The 15,248-nt window shown below is 39.8% G+C and carries 9 protein-coding genes; all 9 read left to right on the forward strand.

What is annotated here, in order from left to right:
- The first annotated feature begins 3 nt into the window (after window positions 1-3).
- Entirely contained in the window at window positions 4-1,995 is a 1,992-nt protein-coding gene (gene malQ, locus CWB65_RS01355; RefSeq protein ID WP_138739686.1) for a 4-alpha-glucanotransferase, read from the forward strand.
- Entirely contained in the window at window positions 1,996-4,233 is a 2,238-nt protein-coding gene (gene glgB, locus CWB65_RS01360; protein WP_138739687.1) for a 1,4-alpha-glucan branching protein GlgB, read from the forward strand. It begins immediately after the preceding gene.
- Entirely contained in the window at window positions 4,226-6,289 is a 2,064-nt protein-coding gene (gene glgX / locus CWB65_RS01365) for a glycogen debranching protein GlgX (protein WP_138739688.1), read from the forward strand. The genes glgB and glgX overlap by 8 nt, the downstream gene beginning before the upstream one ends.
- Window positions 6,282-8,813 (forward strand): glycogen/starch/alpha-glucan phosphorylase, encoded by a 2,532-nt coding sequence (locus tag CWB65_RS01370; protein WP_138739689.1) that lies wholly within the window; start codon window positions 6,282-6,284, stop codon window positions 8,811-8,813. The genes glgX and CWB65_RS01370 overlap by 8 nt, the downstream gene beginning before the upstream one ends.
- Before the next feature lie 18 nt (window positions 8,814-8,831).
- A complete protein-coding gene (glgC, locus tag CWB65_RS01375; RefSeq protein WP_006791778.1) occupies window positions 8,832-10,133 on the forward strand; it encodes a glucose-1-phosphate adenylyltransferase in 1,302 nt (433 codons plus the stop codon).
- 70 nt (window positions 10,134-10,203) lie between these two features.
- A complete protein-coding gene (locus CWB65_RS01380; protein WP_138739690.1) occupies window positions 10,204-11,739 on the forward strand; it encodes a glycogen synthase in 1,536 nt (511 codons plus the stop codon).
- 92 nt (window positions 11,740-11,831) lie between these two features.
- Complete coding sequence (locus CWB65_RS01385) at window positions 11,832-13,046, forward strand: EAL and HDOD domain-containing protein (RefSeq protein ID WP_033018946.1); 1,215 nt, start codon at window positions 11,832-11,834, stop codon at window positions 13,044-13,046.
- Between the two features lie 15 nt (window positions 13,047-13,061).
- The gene (locus CWB65_RS01390) at window positions 13,062-14,147 is read left to right on the forward strand and encodes a DUF418 domain-containing protein (RefSeq protein ID WP_249365005.1); all 1,086 of its coding nucleotides are present in this window, start codon (window positions 13,062-13,064) and stop codon (window positions 14,145-14,147) included.
- A 64-nt stretch (window positions 14,148-14,211) separates the two neighbouring features.
- Window positions 14,212-15,177, forward strand: a complete 966-nt coding sequence (gene rluF / locus CWB65_RS01395) for a 23S rRNA pseudouridine(2604) synthase RluF (protein WP_138739691.1) — start codon at window positions 14,212-14,214, stop codon at window positions 15,175-15,177.
- Window positions 15,178-15,248: the final 71 nt, after the last annotated feature.

A 15,248-nucleotide genomic window follows, 5' to 3' on the forward strand; every position in this document is an offset into this window, starting at 1 on the left:
TAAATGAACGAACTTTCGCAGTTGTTTTACTTACACGGTATTGGCTATGAGTTTACTAAATACACAGGGGAGCAGATATTTTTCAGTGAAGATACACGTAAGCGTGCCCTGCAATGTTGTGGTGTTGATACCAACAACTATAACAAAATAGCTCAATTAAATTACAAGCTCGATGTAGAGCCTTGGATGCAGCTCTTGCCCAATGTAAGTTTAATTGAGCAAACAGACTGTTATTTAAAAGTGAAAATAGATGACAGACAACTTAGCCAAACTGCATCAGTAAGTGTTGAACAACTGGGAATAGAGTGTGAATTTACTAACCTTGATGATTTAATAATTACAGGCGAATACCACTTTAATGGCGTCCGTTATATTGAAATTACACTGCCTTTACCTTCAATACCAACAGGGTATTACCACGCAGACATTACAGTAGGCGAACAGCACGCAAGTACTGAGATCTGGTCTGTGCCCGAGCGTGGTTTTCAAGTTGAAGATACAAAAAAAACGGGGTTGTCTGTTCAGTTATATACGCTTAAAAATAATGAAAGAATGGGAATTGGCGACTTTTCAGATTTACTCACGCTAGTTGACTTGTGCTGTGAGCAAAATATGGATTACATTTTGCTCAATCCTCTGCATTTGTTGTTTTGCGACATGCCTGAGCGTGCAAGCCCATACAGCCCTAATAGTCGAGCGTTACTAAACCCTTTATACATTTCTGTTGATTTGTGCGAAGACAGTAAAAACAATGCTGAATTAGCAAAAATTATGCAAAGTGATGAGGCGACTTCTCTTTTAAATAAAAGCGGACAGTTTATTAATTACGAGGATGTTAGTTGCGTTAAATATAAATTATTTAAAGCACTGTACAACCATTTTGAATTAACAGCCAGTAAGCTTCGTCGTGATGCATTCAATACTTTTTGCGATAAACATCAGCCCACCTTACAAATAATAGATTCACAAACCCCTCTTTTTGATTATTACCTACAGTGGCAAGCGCATCTTCAACTTGGTTTATGTCAAGAGCGGTCCAAGAAAGGGGGTATGGCAATAGGTCTGATTAATGATTTAGCTGTTGGGTGCGCTGGCGATGGTGTTGAGTTCAAATCACAACAGTCATTATTCGCCGATAATGCCAGTGTGGGTGCACCGCCTGACCCTTGGGCTGAGGGCGGGCAAGATTGGGGGTTACCGGCTTTAAACCCGCAAAGTTTAGCACACAATAACTACTCATTTTACCGTTCGTTAATTCGTGAAAATATGCAGAATGTAGGCGGGCTAAGAATCGACCATGTTATGGCTATTCGCCGCTTGTGGTGGTGTTTTGAAAATAATGGTCAGCGTGATGGTTGCTATATTTATTACCCCTTTGAACATTTGCTGGCTATTTTGAAAATAGAGTCGCATATTAATCAAAGCATAGTTATAGGTGAAGATTTAGGCATTGTTCCACCAGAAGTAAAACATGCATTATCAAGTAGTGGTATTTTTTCAAACAGTTTGTTTTATTTTGAAAAGCAAAACGATGGTGATTTTTTACCATTACACGAATTACCCTCTCAGTGTTTGTTGATGATTGCAAATCACGATGTACCGCCCTTTACAGGCTGGTGGCAGCACGATGACATAGCTATAAAACAACAATATCATTTAATTGACGACCAACAATCAACGCAAATTACCAACCAGAGAATCGATGAAAAAACGCGATTGCTTCGTTTTATCAATGCTACAGCTAATCTTACATTAACGATACACAGCGATGCTAAGTCGGTTTACCGTGCGCTTAGCCAGTGTTTAGCTGGCTCAGATTCTCGATTGTTTGCACTACAAATAGATGATTTAGATGAACAGAAATATCCGGTGAATATTCCTGGTACAGACAAAGAATATCCAAATTGGCGACGTGTATTAACACATACATGTGAAGAAATTTTTGCAAACAACGCCACGCTTTTAGCTGCAATCGATTCAATAAGGAAAGGTTAAATGAGCAGTACAGCTTCAAATAGTTCGGCATTACCTAAATCTCAAAGCGCTGACTACGATGCCCAAGTTAATGCACTTAACATAGGGCGATTTAAAGACCCATTTAGCTTTTTAGGTGCACATAAAGTAAGTGAGTCAAATATAGAAGTGCGTGTATATTTACCTGATGCCCACCATGTTTCTTTGTCAATTGACAATCAAATAGTCGAAACGCAAAGATATAAGCACAGTGATTTATTTATAGCCCGTGTAAGTCAGTTGCCTACCTCGCCTTATTTATGTACAGCCAAATATAGCGACACTTCGACTACGTTTTTTGATGAATATAGTTTTAACAGTGAGCTTGATACAGATGCCATGTACTTATTTAACGAGGGCAGTTTAGAGCATGCATACTTGCACTTTGGCGCGCACTTTACCAACCAGCAAGATGTAGATGGCGTTCGTTTTTGTTTGTGGGCACCTAATGCAGCCAGCGTTTCAATTATTGGTGAGTTTAATTTTTGGCAAGCGAACCGACATTTTATGCGTTTTCACCCTGCCAGTGGTGTGTGGGAGTTATTTATTCCCGAGCTTAAAGCAGACATGTGCTACAAATTTGCCATTACAGCGCAAAGTGGTGAGGTAATAGAAAAAGCAGACCCTTACGCTTTTAAAATGCAACAGGCTCCAGGTACCGCGAGTGTTCTTCAATACAAACCAGAGGCAATAGCGTTAAGTGAACAAGCAATAAGCAATAGGCAAAAGCGTAATCATATAGACGCACCAATCAGTATCTATGAGGTGCATTTAGCGTCGTGGCAGCGAGGTGAAGGTAATCGTTATTTAAGTTATACCGAGCTTGCCGACAAACTCGTTAGTTACGCACTTGAGATGAACTTTACCCACTTGCAGCTTATGCCCATAAGTGAATACCCGTTTGACGGTTCATGGGGATATCAGCCTGTTGGGCTATTTGCTCCAACCAGTCGTTTTGGTGATTACAACAGCTTTAAATATTTTGTAGAGCAATGCCATAAATATAACGTAGGGATTTTACTTGATTGGGTTCCTGGGCATTTCCCAAGTGATCCCCATGGTTTACACCGATTTGATGGTACACACTTGTACGAACATGCAGATATGCGCCAAGGCTTTCATCCAGATTGGAATACTTATATTTATAATTATGACCGTCCAGAAGTTAAGAGCTTTTTAATTTCTAATGCAATGTATTGGCTTCATCAATTTGGTTTAGATGGTTTAAGAGTAGATGCCGTTGCGTCAATGTTGTACTTAGATTACAGCCGCAAAGAAGGTGAGTGGATACCTAATTGCTATGGTGGTCGCGAAAACCTTGGTGCAATTGAATGCCTCAAACAGGTTAATTTACGCAGTTATAAAAACAACCCTGGCATTATGATGGTGGCAGAAGAGTCGACTGCTTGGCCAGGTGTTACGCAGAGTGTTGAGCATAATGGCCTAGGCTTTGGCTATAAATGGAATATGGGGTGGATGAACGATAGCTTGTTGTATATGCAACGCGATCCACTTTATAAGCAACATCACCATCACGAAATAACGTTTTCGATGGTATATGCATTTAGTGAAAACTTTATTTTACCGCTGAGTCACGATGAAGTTGTTCATGGGAAAGGCGCGCTAATTGAAAAAATGCCGGGCGATGATTGGCAAAAATTCGCAAATTTACGTGCTTATTATGCATTTATGTGGGCACACCCAGGTAAAAAGTTGTTATTTATGGGGGGGGAAATAGCTCAACGTGCTGAGTGGGGGCATGATCATTCTATTGATTGGCATTTACTACAACATGAAAGTCATAAAGGTATAAAGCAGACAGTAAAAACGTTAAATGAGGTTTATAAAAATCAACCCGCGCTGTATGAACTTGACTCAAGTGCCGCAGGATTTGATTGGATTGACAACAATAATAACGAGCAAAGCATTTTAAGCTTTGTACGTTACGCTAAAAATGCCCATGACTTTTTAGTGGTGATTGCCAACTTTACGCCTATGTCATATCAAGAATATACCTTAGGCGTTCCGAGCAAAGGCGTTTATAAAGTAATAATAAACACAGATGAAAGCGAATTTTTTGGCTCGGGTATTAAAGTATCGCAAAACCAATCAAATACTGTTGTCACTAACGACAATCCTCAACATGGTTTTAACCAAAGCATCACTATTGCTATGGGTGGCTTAACAACAATTTATTTGCAAAAGGTACAAGATGAGTAATCAATTTGAAGTAACTCACGGCCTTGTTGAGCCTCTTGGCTCGAGCTTGCATTTAAATGGTGTTAATTTTTCATTGTACGCGCCAAAAGCGACACAAGCGTATGTGTGTTTATTTGATAAAAGTGGCCACTCTGAAATACTAAAAGTGGCTATGAATATAAATGAAGGTGGTATTTGGAGTATCCATATTGCACCTCTCACCACTGGGGCACTTTATGGGTTTAGGGTTGAGGGTGAATATAACCCTGATACTGGCCTGCTATTTAATGAACATAAATTATTAATTGACCCTTACGCTAAAGATTTATTTGGTGAGTTTACATGGAGTGAACGCCATTATGGACAAATGCCAATAGGCACCAAAAGTACCGTTAACAATGCCATTGATATACCAAAATCAAAAGTGTCATCAATTGATTTTTATGAACATAAAAAACCGAATCACAGATGGTCTAAAACAGTCATTTATGAGTGTCATGTAAAAGGGACTACGTGTCGTCATCCTAAAATACCTAAGACGCTGCAAGGCAAATTTTTAGGATTGAGTCACCCGCATTTTATTGACCATTTAAAAAGTTTTGGAGTCACAGCAATAGAGCTACTCCCTGTGCATGCCTTTATTAGCGAGCAATTTTTAACAGGCAAAGGCCTACAAAATTATTGGGGATACAACACGCTTAACTTTTTCACTCCTCACAAAGACTATTTGGTAAACGACGATATTAACGAGTTTAAACAGATGGTTAAGGAGCTTCATGCTGCAGATATTGAAGTTATTTTAGATGTTGTTTACAACCATACAGCTGAAGCGGGTAATGATGGCCCCATATTGTCGTTGCGCGGGTTAGACAACCTTGCTTATTACCGTACAGTAGAAGCTCAACCCAATGTATATATAAACGATACGGGGTGTGGTAACACCATTAATATAGATCACCCAAAAACCTTGCAGCTCGTACTCGATAGCCTGCGATATTGGGTTGAAGTAATGGGTGTTGATGGCTTTAGATTTGATTTAGCAACAATACTGGGCCGCTCAAAGGCTGGGTTTAGTTCAGCGCATACGTTTTTACAAACTATTGCTCAAGACCCTGTTTTAAATAAGGTAAAGTTAATTAGTGAGCCATGGGATATTGGCCCTGGTGGGTATCAACTAGGGGCTTTTCCTCCACCTTGGCGAGAGTGGAATGACCAATACCGAGATGTAATTCGTCGTTTTTGGAAAGGCGATGAAGGAATTATAGCCAACGTGGCTAAACGCTTACATGGCTCGTTTGATATATTTGAGCATAGCCACCGAGGCCCATTAAATAGTATTAATTTTATAACCAGCCATGATGGATTTACGCTTGCAGATTTAGTGAGTTACGAGCATAAACACAATGAAGCTAATGGCGAGAATAACAGAGATGGCCACAGTGCTAATTACTCATTTAATTGCGGGGCAGAAGGCTTTAGCAATGATGAGAAAATAGCCGCACTAAGATTACAACAGCAAAAAAACTTTTTACTCACATTAATCCTTTCTAAAGGCGTGCCTATGATTGCTGCTGGCAGCGAAATGGCACATTCTCAAGGGGGTAATAACAATGCATATTGTCAAAATAATCGCACGAGTTGGCTTGCATGGAAAGACTCACAGCTGAATCATTCTTTAACGCGTTTTATAGACGATGCCCTTAAAATTAGACGTGCACATAGTGCGTTTAAACACAGTGTATTTTTAGACGATATAGACGAGCGCTTTACAGTGAAATGGTTTACCGAAACAGGTGACACTATGACAGATTCGCATTGGCATGAGAATTCGCGTCAATTTTTAATGTATAGCTTGCTTGATAAGCAAAATGAACACGCATTACTTATTGTATTCAACGCTAATAAAAAATCAGTCAGTTGTCAGTTGCCTCCATCACCTATTAATGCGCAGTGGCAAATGGTTTTATCAAGTGTAAATAATGCATCTTTAACAACTCACCAAGATGCACCCGTTGAAATTTCTGCACAAAGTAGTTGGGTTTTTAGTGCTAACTTAGAGGACGTAGCTAATGGCTAAGCAAGTTGAACAAGTATGTGTTGTAAAGGGGTGGCAAGAAGGCCCAGTAATAGACGAAAGCACCTTAAAAGATGATTTAACGCGCCATTTTTATTACACCCTAGGGCGAGACAAAGTTGGAGAGTCGCAGCTGTATTTGTACCATGCATTAGCATTGACGATCCGCGATCGTTTAGTGGCACGGTGTCGAGAAACTAATAAAAAAATCAAACAGCAAAAAAGCAGAAAAACCAGTTACCTTTCACTTGAGTTTTTAATGGGGCGTGCTCTGGGAAATGCGGTATTAAATCTTGATTTAGAGGATCAAGTGTCATCGGCATTACAAGAATATTGTACCGAAATTGAAACGGTCGAAGACGCAGAGCACGATGCAGGCCTTGGTAATGGTGGCTTAGGGCGCTTAGCTGCGTGTTTTTTAGATAGCTGTGCAAGTTTAGCTTTACCCGTTGTGGGTTACGGCATTAGATACGAATACGGAATGTTCAACCAATCAATTAATGATGGTAATCAAATAGAGCAACCCGATAATTGGCTTCGTGAGGGTCACCCTTGGGAGCTAAGTGCCCCGGAGCATTCTAAGCGCATTAAGTTCGGTGGTTATGTAAATAGCTATACTGATAAACAAGGTAGGGAACACCGCCAGTGGGTAAGTAGCCATGACGTGTTAGCAGTGCCTTACGATGTGCCCATTCCTGGTTATAAAAACAATATTGTAAACACGCTACGCTTATGGAAATCAGAAGCGACCGACGAATTTAACCTAACTGAATTTAACGCGGGTAGTTATTCAGAAGCCGTTGCACAAAAAAACTTAGCCGAACAAATCACTATGGTACTTTACCCTAACGACAGCAGTGAAAATGGTAAAGAGCTACGACTACGCCAACAATACTTTTTATCATCAGCGAGTATTCAAGACATTGTTGATCAGTGGGTGAGTGATCATGGTGAAAGCTTTACTGATTTTGCCGATTACCATGTTTTTCAATTAAACGATACTCATCCAAGTATTGCAGTGGCAGAGCTTATGCGAGTGTTAGTTGATGATTACGAGCTCGACTGGGATGATGCATGGCAAATAACAATAAAAACAATGGCCTACACAAACCATACATTATTGCCAGAGGCGTTAGAGAAATGGTCAGTTTCATTATTTTCAAAATTGTTACCCCGTATTTTAGAAATAGTATTTGAGATAAACGCACGTTTTCTAGCTGAAGTTGCACAGCATTGGCCTGGTGATGTTGATAAACAGCGAGAGCTATCGCTAATAGAGGAAGGTGGCGAACCGCAAATTCGCATGGCTTATTTAGCCATTGTAGGCAGCTATTCAGTTAATGGTGTTGCTGCACTGCATACAGAGCTATTAAAAGCGGGTTTATTTAAAGAGTTTTATACACTTTGGCCTAACAAGTTTAATAACAAAACCAATGGGGTTACACCTCGCCGTTGGCTAGCCCATTGTAACCCTACATTGAGTGAATTGATTAGTGAGAAAATAGGCACCGATTGGGTACGTGACTTTGCTCAAATAAACCAGCTACGTCGTTTTTATGATGACACATCATTTCAAGCACAGTGGCAAAAAGCCAAAGTAACAAACAAACAACGTTTAGTTGATTTAGTAAAAGAGCGCTGTGGTGTAGAGTTTGATGTATCCATGATGTTTGATGTACAAGTTAAACGGATTCATGAATACAAGCGTCAGTTACTAAATATACTCCATGTTATCCATTTATATGACCGCATTCGCCGTGGTGATACACAAGGGTTAGTGCCACGTTGTGTTTTACTCGGTGGTAAGGCTGCACCGGGTTACTACATGGCTAAAAAAATAATTAAGCTAATCAATAATGTGGCAGATGTGATCAATAAAGATCCCCTCGCGTCGTCGTATTTACGCGTGGCTTTTTTACCTAATTACAATGTGACAGCCATGGAAGTTATTTGTCCAGCTACTGATTTGTCTGAGCAAGTTTCAACTGCCGGTAAAGAAGCTTCAGGCACCGGTAATATGAAGTTCATGATGAATGGTGCATTAACTATTGGCACGTTAGATGGCGCCAATATAGAAATTAGAGATGCCGTTGGTGCTGATAATTTCTTCTTATTTGGTGCAGAGGCACATCAGATTGATGATATTAAGTCGCGTTATAACCCCGCACATTTAATTGAGCAAAATAGCGACTTAGCTAATGTTATGCACTTGCTAGAAAGCGGGCACTTTAATTTATTTGAACCTTGCCTATTTGACGATGTAATTAATGCAATTAAGAGCCCACACGATCCATGGCTTGTTGCACATGATTTCGAAAGCTACGTATCTGCACAAAAACAAGTAGATAAAGCCTATGCTGATCAAGCTTATTGGACGCAAATGAGTATTCTAAATACCGCTGCCAGTGGCATATTTTCAAGTGATAGGACCATAAGCCAATACAGTGACGACATTTGGCATTTAACCCCACTCAATACTAGTGACACTGACTCAACGACAACTACCAGTAAAGCCACTAAAAGCTAGATAAATGGAGAGAATAGTATGCCTAATTATGCAAATCGCTACATAAGTAGCCTAACTAGAGAAACGTATGCGTTAATACTGGCTGGTGGTCGTGGTTCTCGCCTGCACGAATTGACCGACTGGCGTGCAAAGCCAGCCGTTTACTTTGGTGGTAAACACAGAATTATTGATTTTCCTTTGTCTAACTGTATCAACTCGGGTGTTAGGCGTGTGGGTATAGCAACACAGTATAAATCTCACTCACTTATTCGCCACGTAAATCGAGCTTGGGGGCACTTTAAAAAGGAATTAGGTGAATCGGTTGAAATATTACCTGCATCACAACGCCATGGTGATGAATGGTATTGCGGCACCGCCGATGCTGTTTTTCAAAATATGGATATTATTCGTCATGAGTTACCTAAATATGTAATGATTTTATCAGGCGACCACGTTTATCGTATGGATTACGGTGCATTGCTTGCTGAACATGTTCAAAAAGGGGCCGATATGACCGTGTGTTGTATTGAAGTACCCGTTGAAGAAGCTGCAGATACCTTTGGTGTAATGACAGTAGATGAAGAAAGCCGTGTTTGTCGTTTTGATGAAAAGCCAGCTATGCCAAGCTCAGTGCCAGGCAAGCCGGGTACATGTTTAGCATCCATGGGTAACTACATATTTAATACTGAGTTTTTATTTGAGCAACTAAAGAAAGATGCTGAAAATGAAGGGTCAGGACGTGATTTTGGGCATGACATAATCCCCGCTATTATTGAAGAGCATAACGTTTTTGCATTCCCATTTAGAGACCCTCAACAGGAAGGTCAGCCATATTGGCGCGATGTAGGAACACTCGACTCATTTTGGGAGGCTAACATGGAGCTTGTTATGCCTGAGCCTCAACTTGATCTGTACGACCCAGCGTGGCCAATTTGGACATACCAAGAGCAATTACCCCCAGCTAAATTTATATTTGATGATGACGACAGGCGAGGAATGGCCCTTGACTCTACAGTTTCGGGAGGGTGTATTATTTCGGGGTCGGCAGTAAGAAAATCATTGTTATTTTCTAACGTGCATGTGCGCTCGTTTTGTGAAATTGAACAATCGGTTATTTTACCGGGTGCTATTATTAACCGCGGTTGTAAAATTAAACGTGCAATAATAGACAGAAGTTGTGAAATACCTGCAGGGCTTGAAATAGGGTTTGACCGTAAAACAGATGAAGAAAATGGTTTTAGGGTATCAAAAAAAGGCATCGTACTTGTTACCCGCGACATGCTTAGTGAACTTGCTAAAAAGTTAGAGCGTCAAACACAAGAAAATAAGAAACTAGCTTAATACAGAGTTAGGCAAAACAAGCTTGCCCTAAAGCGGGTGAGCTTATTAAAACAAAGGAAGTAGTAAATTAATGCATGTATTAATGGTTGCAGCAGAGAACGATGCGTTACCTGGCGCTAAAGTAGGCGGTGTAGCAGATGTAGTCCGTGATGCCCCGAAGGCCCTTGCGAAGCATAGCGTATCGGTTGATGTGGTGATCCCAGATTATGGATTTGAGCCATTAAATAGGCATTATATAGGTGAAGTAACCGTGGCGTTTAATGCTCAATCTCATGTAATGACTTTGTTTAAAGTGGATCAAACAAAAAATAACATAACTCAAATTGTAATAAGCCACCCAATGTTTAGTGAATCGGGTAGCGTTTATTGTAATGATGCACCGGGTAGGCCATTTGCAACCGATGCAACAAAGTTTGCGCTATTTAATGCGGCTGTTTGCGAAGCATTATTGCAAGGGCTACTTAAGCGCCCTAGTACGCTGCATTTACATGACTGGCATAGCGCATGCGTTGCTGTTTTAATTAAGTTTGAGCCACGTTACAGTGCTTTACACGATATACATTTAGCGTACACAGTGCACAATTTAGCACTACAAGGAATAAGGCCTTTTAAGCACGATGAATCGAGCTTAGAAGCTTGGTTTCCATCATTAAGTTACAACGGGCAACACTTGTGCGACCCAAGGTATTCAAATTGTTTTAACCCAATGCGAAGCGCCATTAATTTAGCAGACAAAATTCATTTAGTATCGCCTACCTACAGCCAAGAAGTGCTTAAACCCAGTAATTACAATAATGGCTTTTTTGGTGGGGAGGGGCTTGAACAAGACCTACAAAATGCAGCCGAACAAGGTAAATTGGTCGGCATTTTGAATGGCTGTGAATACCCTGCATTGGAAGTTGCAAATGCAGTTATGGACGAGTTGTACAACGAGACAGAAAAAAGCTTATTTGCTTGGATGAGCAACAGCGAACAGCTTGAAAGCGTTCACTACATTGCGCACCAACGATTAAAGCAATTTAAAGCGACACCAAATAATGGGCCAATTGTTACAAGCGTAGGTAGACTCACAGAACAAAAAGTATTGTTATTATGTCAGCCATTAAATGGTGAACTTGCGATAGACGCAGTATGTAATAGTATTAATGAACAGGGTGGGCGTTTAATCATATTAGGCTCTGGCGATAAAGCGCTAGAAGCATTGTTTACAAAAGCCATGGCACGTAACGAAAATTTACTATTTTTAAAAGGTTATGCGCAAAGAGTAGGTGATTTAATGTATCAATTAGGTGATTTATTTTTAATGCCTAGTTCGTTTGAGCCTTGCGGAATAAGCCAAATGCTGGCAATGCGCGCAGGCCAACCTTGTTTGGTACATAGTGTTGGCGGATTAAAAGATACTGTAAAACACAATCAAAATGGGTTTAGTTTTAATGGCGCAACATTACGTGAGCAAACACATACTTTGCTTTCATGTTTAACCGAAACGCTAGCATTTTATAAACAACATCCAAAAAAATGGCAGCAAATAAAATCTAATGCTAAAGCAGTACGCTTTTCGTGGTCTCAGGTTGCAAGTGATTACATTTCAACCTTGTACCGATAAACTTTGTTTAATTTAACTTAAGCGAAGTGACATTTTAGATTATTTACGCTATTAATAACTTGGTATTAATCGAATTAAATAAAGTAGGTAAAGTGTCTGTATTTGTTGCAAGGCAAGCAATTTTCAATCGGCGTCAAAAAGTAGTTGCTTACGAGCTACTTTTTAGGGACAGTCCTAAAAACTTTTTTCCTGATATAGCCGAAGGGCAGGCAACTGCACGGCTTATTATGGAAAATCAACTTAATTTGGGCACACGCCATATCACCTCTGGTAAAAAAGCACTCATCAACATTGGGCCTGAATCTTTAGAGCTTGACCTGTGTGCCTTTTTACCGTGCCAAGATGTTGTAATAGAGCTTCTTGAAAGCATAGAGCCCACTGATACAAATTACGAGTTATGCCGAGAGCTCTTTCATAGTAACTTTAATTTAGCCCTTGATGACTTTGTATACAAACCGCAATGGGATCGCTTTTTAAAGCTGGTTAAACTCATAAAATTTGATATAACCATAACCCCATTAAACGATATTCACCCTATTATAAAAAAGCTCAAAGATCACAAACAAATTAAGTTACTCGCAGAGAAAATAGAAACACAGGAAGAATACGAAGTTGCCGCTGGCATGGGCTTTGATTACTTTCAAGGTTACTTTTTTGCGAAGCCCACCATGATGAAGCATAACGACATTGATTATAACTACGGGTTAGTCGTTGCAATTTATGCTGAAATAATGGGCCCGAATCCAGATTTAACCAAAATAGCAGCGTTGTTTGAATTGGATGCCGCACTGGCTTATAAATTACTACGTTTAATTAACAGCGGCGTATTTCCTATACAAAGTAAAATAGCCTCCTTAAAGCAAGCGCTGGTTTATTTGGGCCAGGAGCGTTTAAAAAAGTTTGTTAGTTTAATTGTGACCGCTCACACCGCTGGTAAAAAGCCTGCAGAGCTAATGCAAGTGTGCGTCGTACGTGCGCGCTTTTGTGAATTGATTGCTAAAAAAGTGGCCAAGCATCAGTCAGGAGAGGCGTTTTTAACCGGCTTGTTTTCGCTTCTTGACGCTATATTAGATCAACCAATGAGCTTGCTTGTTGAAAAATTACCTTTTCAGGATGATATAAAAGCAGCCTTGCTCGAAGAAAAAAACACACTGTATTACATTTTAAAAGTTGTTAAAGCATACGAAACCGGCAGCTGGTGGGCACTCGAACAAGCTGTTATATTTTTAAACATACAAAGTGATATACTACCAGAGCTTTACCAGAAGTCGGTTGACTGGGCCGACAGCTATAAAAATAATATTTAACGGAAAATAGCTTTAATGCGTAATTATAATATGGACTTTATTCGCGGCATTGCCGTGCTTGGCTTAGTGTTTATGAATGGCTATGCCTTTGGTTTTATGGAATTCGGTTATGTGCCTTTAACCATCCCCCCTGTAAGTGACACCATTATTGAATATTTGAATATACTGTTTATAGAAGGCCGATTTAGAACGCTGTTTAGCTTACTTTTTGGCGCAGGTTTGTATATTCAATGGCAGCGCTTTAAATCATCTGCGCAAATAAAAAGTCGATTATATTGGCTCATAATTTTTGGTCTAATACATGGTTTTTTACTTTGGGCTGGTGATATTTTGTTTGTTTATGGGGTGTCTGGCTGGTTTATTATTAAATATCTAGACACCGACAACCCTAAGCTATTGCAAAGAGGGCTCGAGTTTACTGGGCTCTCGGCGGTGGTTACGTTTTTAGTGTTGTTCACTATTCCTGACGATCAGAGCTTTCGTGACTCTGCCAAGTTTATTGAGTTATTTAGCCCTCATTACAGTGATTACTTTAATGAAAATCTTTTTATAAATATCCTTATGCTAATCACAGTGCCGCTAATGACGATGTGGATGTGCGTTGGCAGCATGCTAATTGGCATTTACGCGTATAAAGAGGGAATATTTAACAAAGGTCTATCAAATCAGCAGTTGTGGGTGTGTGGCTTAGGTGTACTTATATTTTGTAGTATACGACTAAGCACATCAACGCTTACTGGTGGTTTGGGTATGAGTTTACAAGAAATTTCTAACATGTTCGCTGCTCTGTGTATGGCTGGGCTTTATATTCATGTAATTGTTAAGTTTTGTAAAAATAGCCCACAGTTTGGCAAACTAATACAGCAGGCGGGTCGCATGGCATTCACACTGTATATAAGCCAAACCTTTATGCAATTACTTATTTATAGAGTGTTATTTCCAGAGTGGATACTTAGCTTTAATAGAATAGATTACTGGTTAGTTGCTGGCAGCTTAGTTGCTGTGCAGTTATTATTTACGTTATTTTATAGTCGTTATTTTAAACAAGGGCCGCTTGAAGTGCTGTGGCGCAAATTAACCGACATTAAATCGGCGGCATAACTCGCATTTTTAGGTGGTTTGGGTATACACTAGCGACCCTAAAAAATTAATACCATTAAGTGATATGACCGAATTAAAACGTTTAAATAAATTTATTAGTGAAACAGGTTTTTGTTCACGCCGTGAAGCCGATAAATATATTGAGCAAGGTCGCGTGTCAGTTAATGGTAATGCGCCAGAAATGGGCGTGAAGGTTGCAGCAACCGATGTAGTATTGGTCGATGGCAAACCATTAAAAACACCACCTAAACGCGTTTATATTGCCTACAATAAACCGGTGGGTATAACGTGTACAACCGAACGTAAAATCCAAAGCAATATTGTCAAAGCGGTTAATTACCCCGATCGTATATTTCCAATTGGGCGCCTAGATAGACCTTCTGAAGGGTTAATATTTTTAACTAACGAAGGCGACATTGTAAATAAAATTTTGCGTGCGGGTAATAACCACGAAAAAGAATACGTTGTCACCGTAGACAAGCCTCTTAACCGCCAATTTGTATCTAAAATGGCCAACGGCATTCCTATTTTAGATACTGTTACTAAAAAGTGTAAGGTTACACAAACAGCCCCTAAAGAATTTAAGATCATTTTAACTCAGGGGTTAAATCGCCAAATTCGCCGGATGTGTGAGTATTTAGGTTACGAGGTGGTGACTTTAAAGCGCACTCGTATTATGAATGTAACATTAAAAGGATTAAAAGTGGGTCAATGGCGTCATTTATCCGATGTTGAAATGGCGCAAATAAACGACTCAATTGCTGACTCAGGCAAAACCCAAGAGCACTCGTTAGATACTAACAAGCAAGTTGATAAAAATGCGGCTATATCACCTAAGCGCGACTTTCAGGGTGAAAACCCTCGTCGTAATAAGCAAAAAGAGCGAGGCGATGAGCAAAAAAGTAATCGAACTAATGCACCTTATCAAAAGCGCTCTACAACCTATGTTGGTAAACCAAAAACGGCAAAAGCTAATAGTGCATCTAGCAATAAAGCAGGCGCACGCACTAAGCTAAGTTTAAAAAAATAAGCTAAGCAATTACCACTGTATTTATTTAAGTTATAAAAAATGCCACAGTTTACGCTGTGGCATTTTTATTT

The organism is Pseudoalteromonas sp. S554 (assembly GCF_005930865.1).
GTDB lineage: Bacteria > Pseudomonadota > Gammaproteobacteria > Enterobacterales > Alteromonadaceae > Pseudoalteromonas > Pseudoalteromonas marina.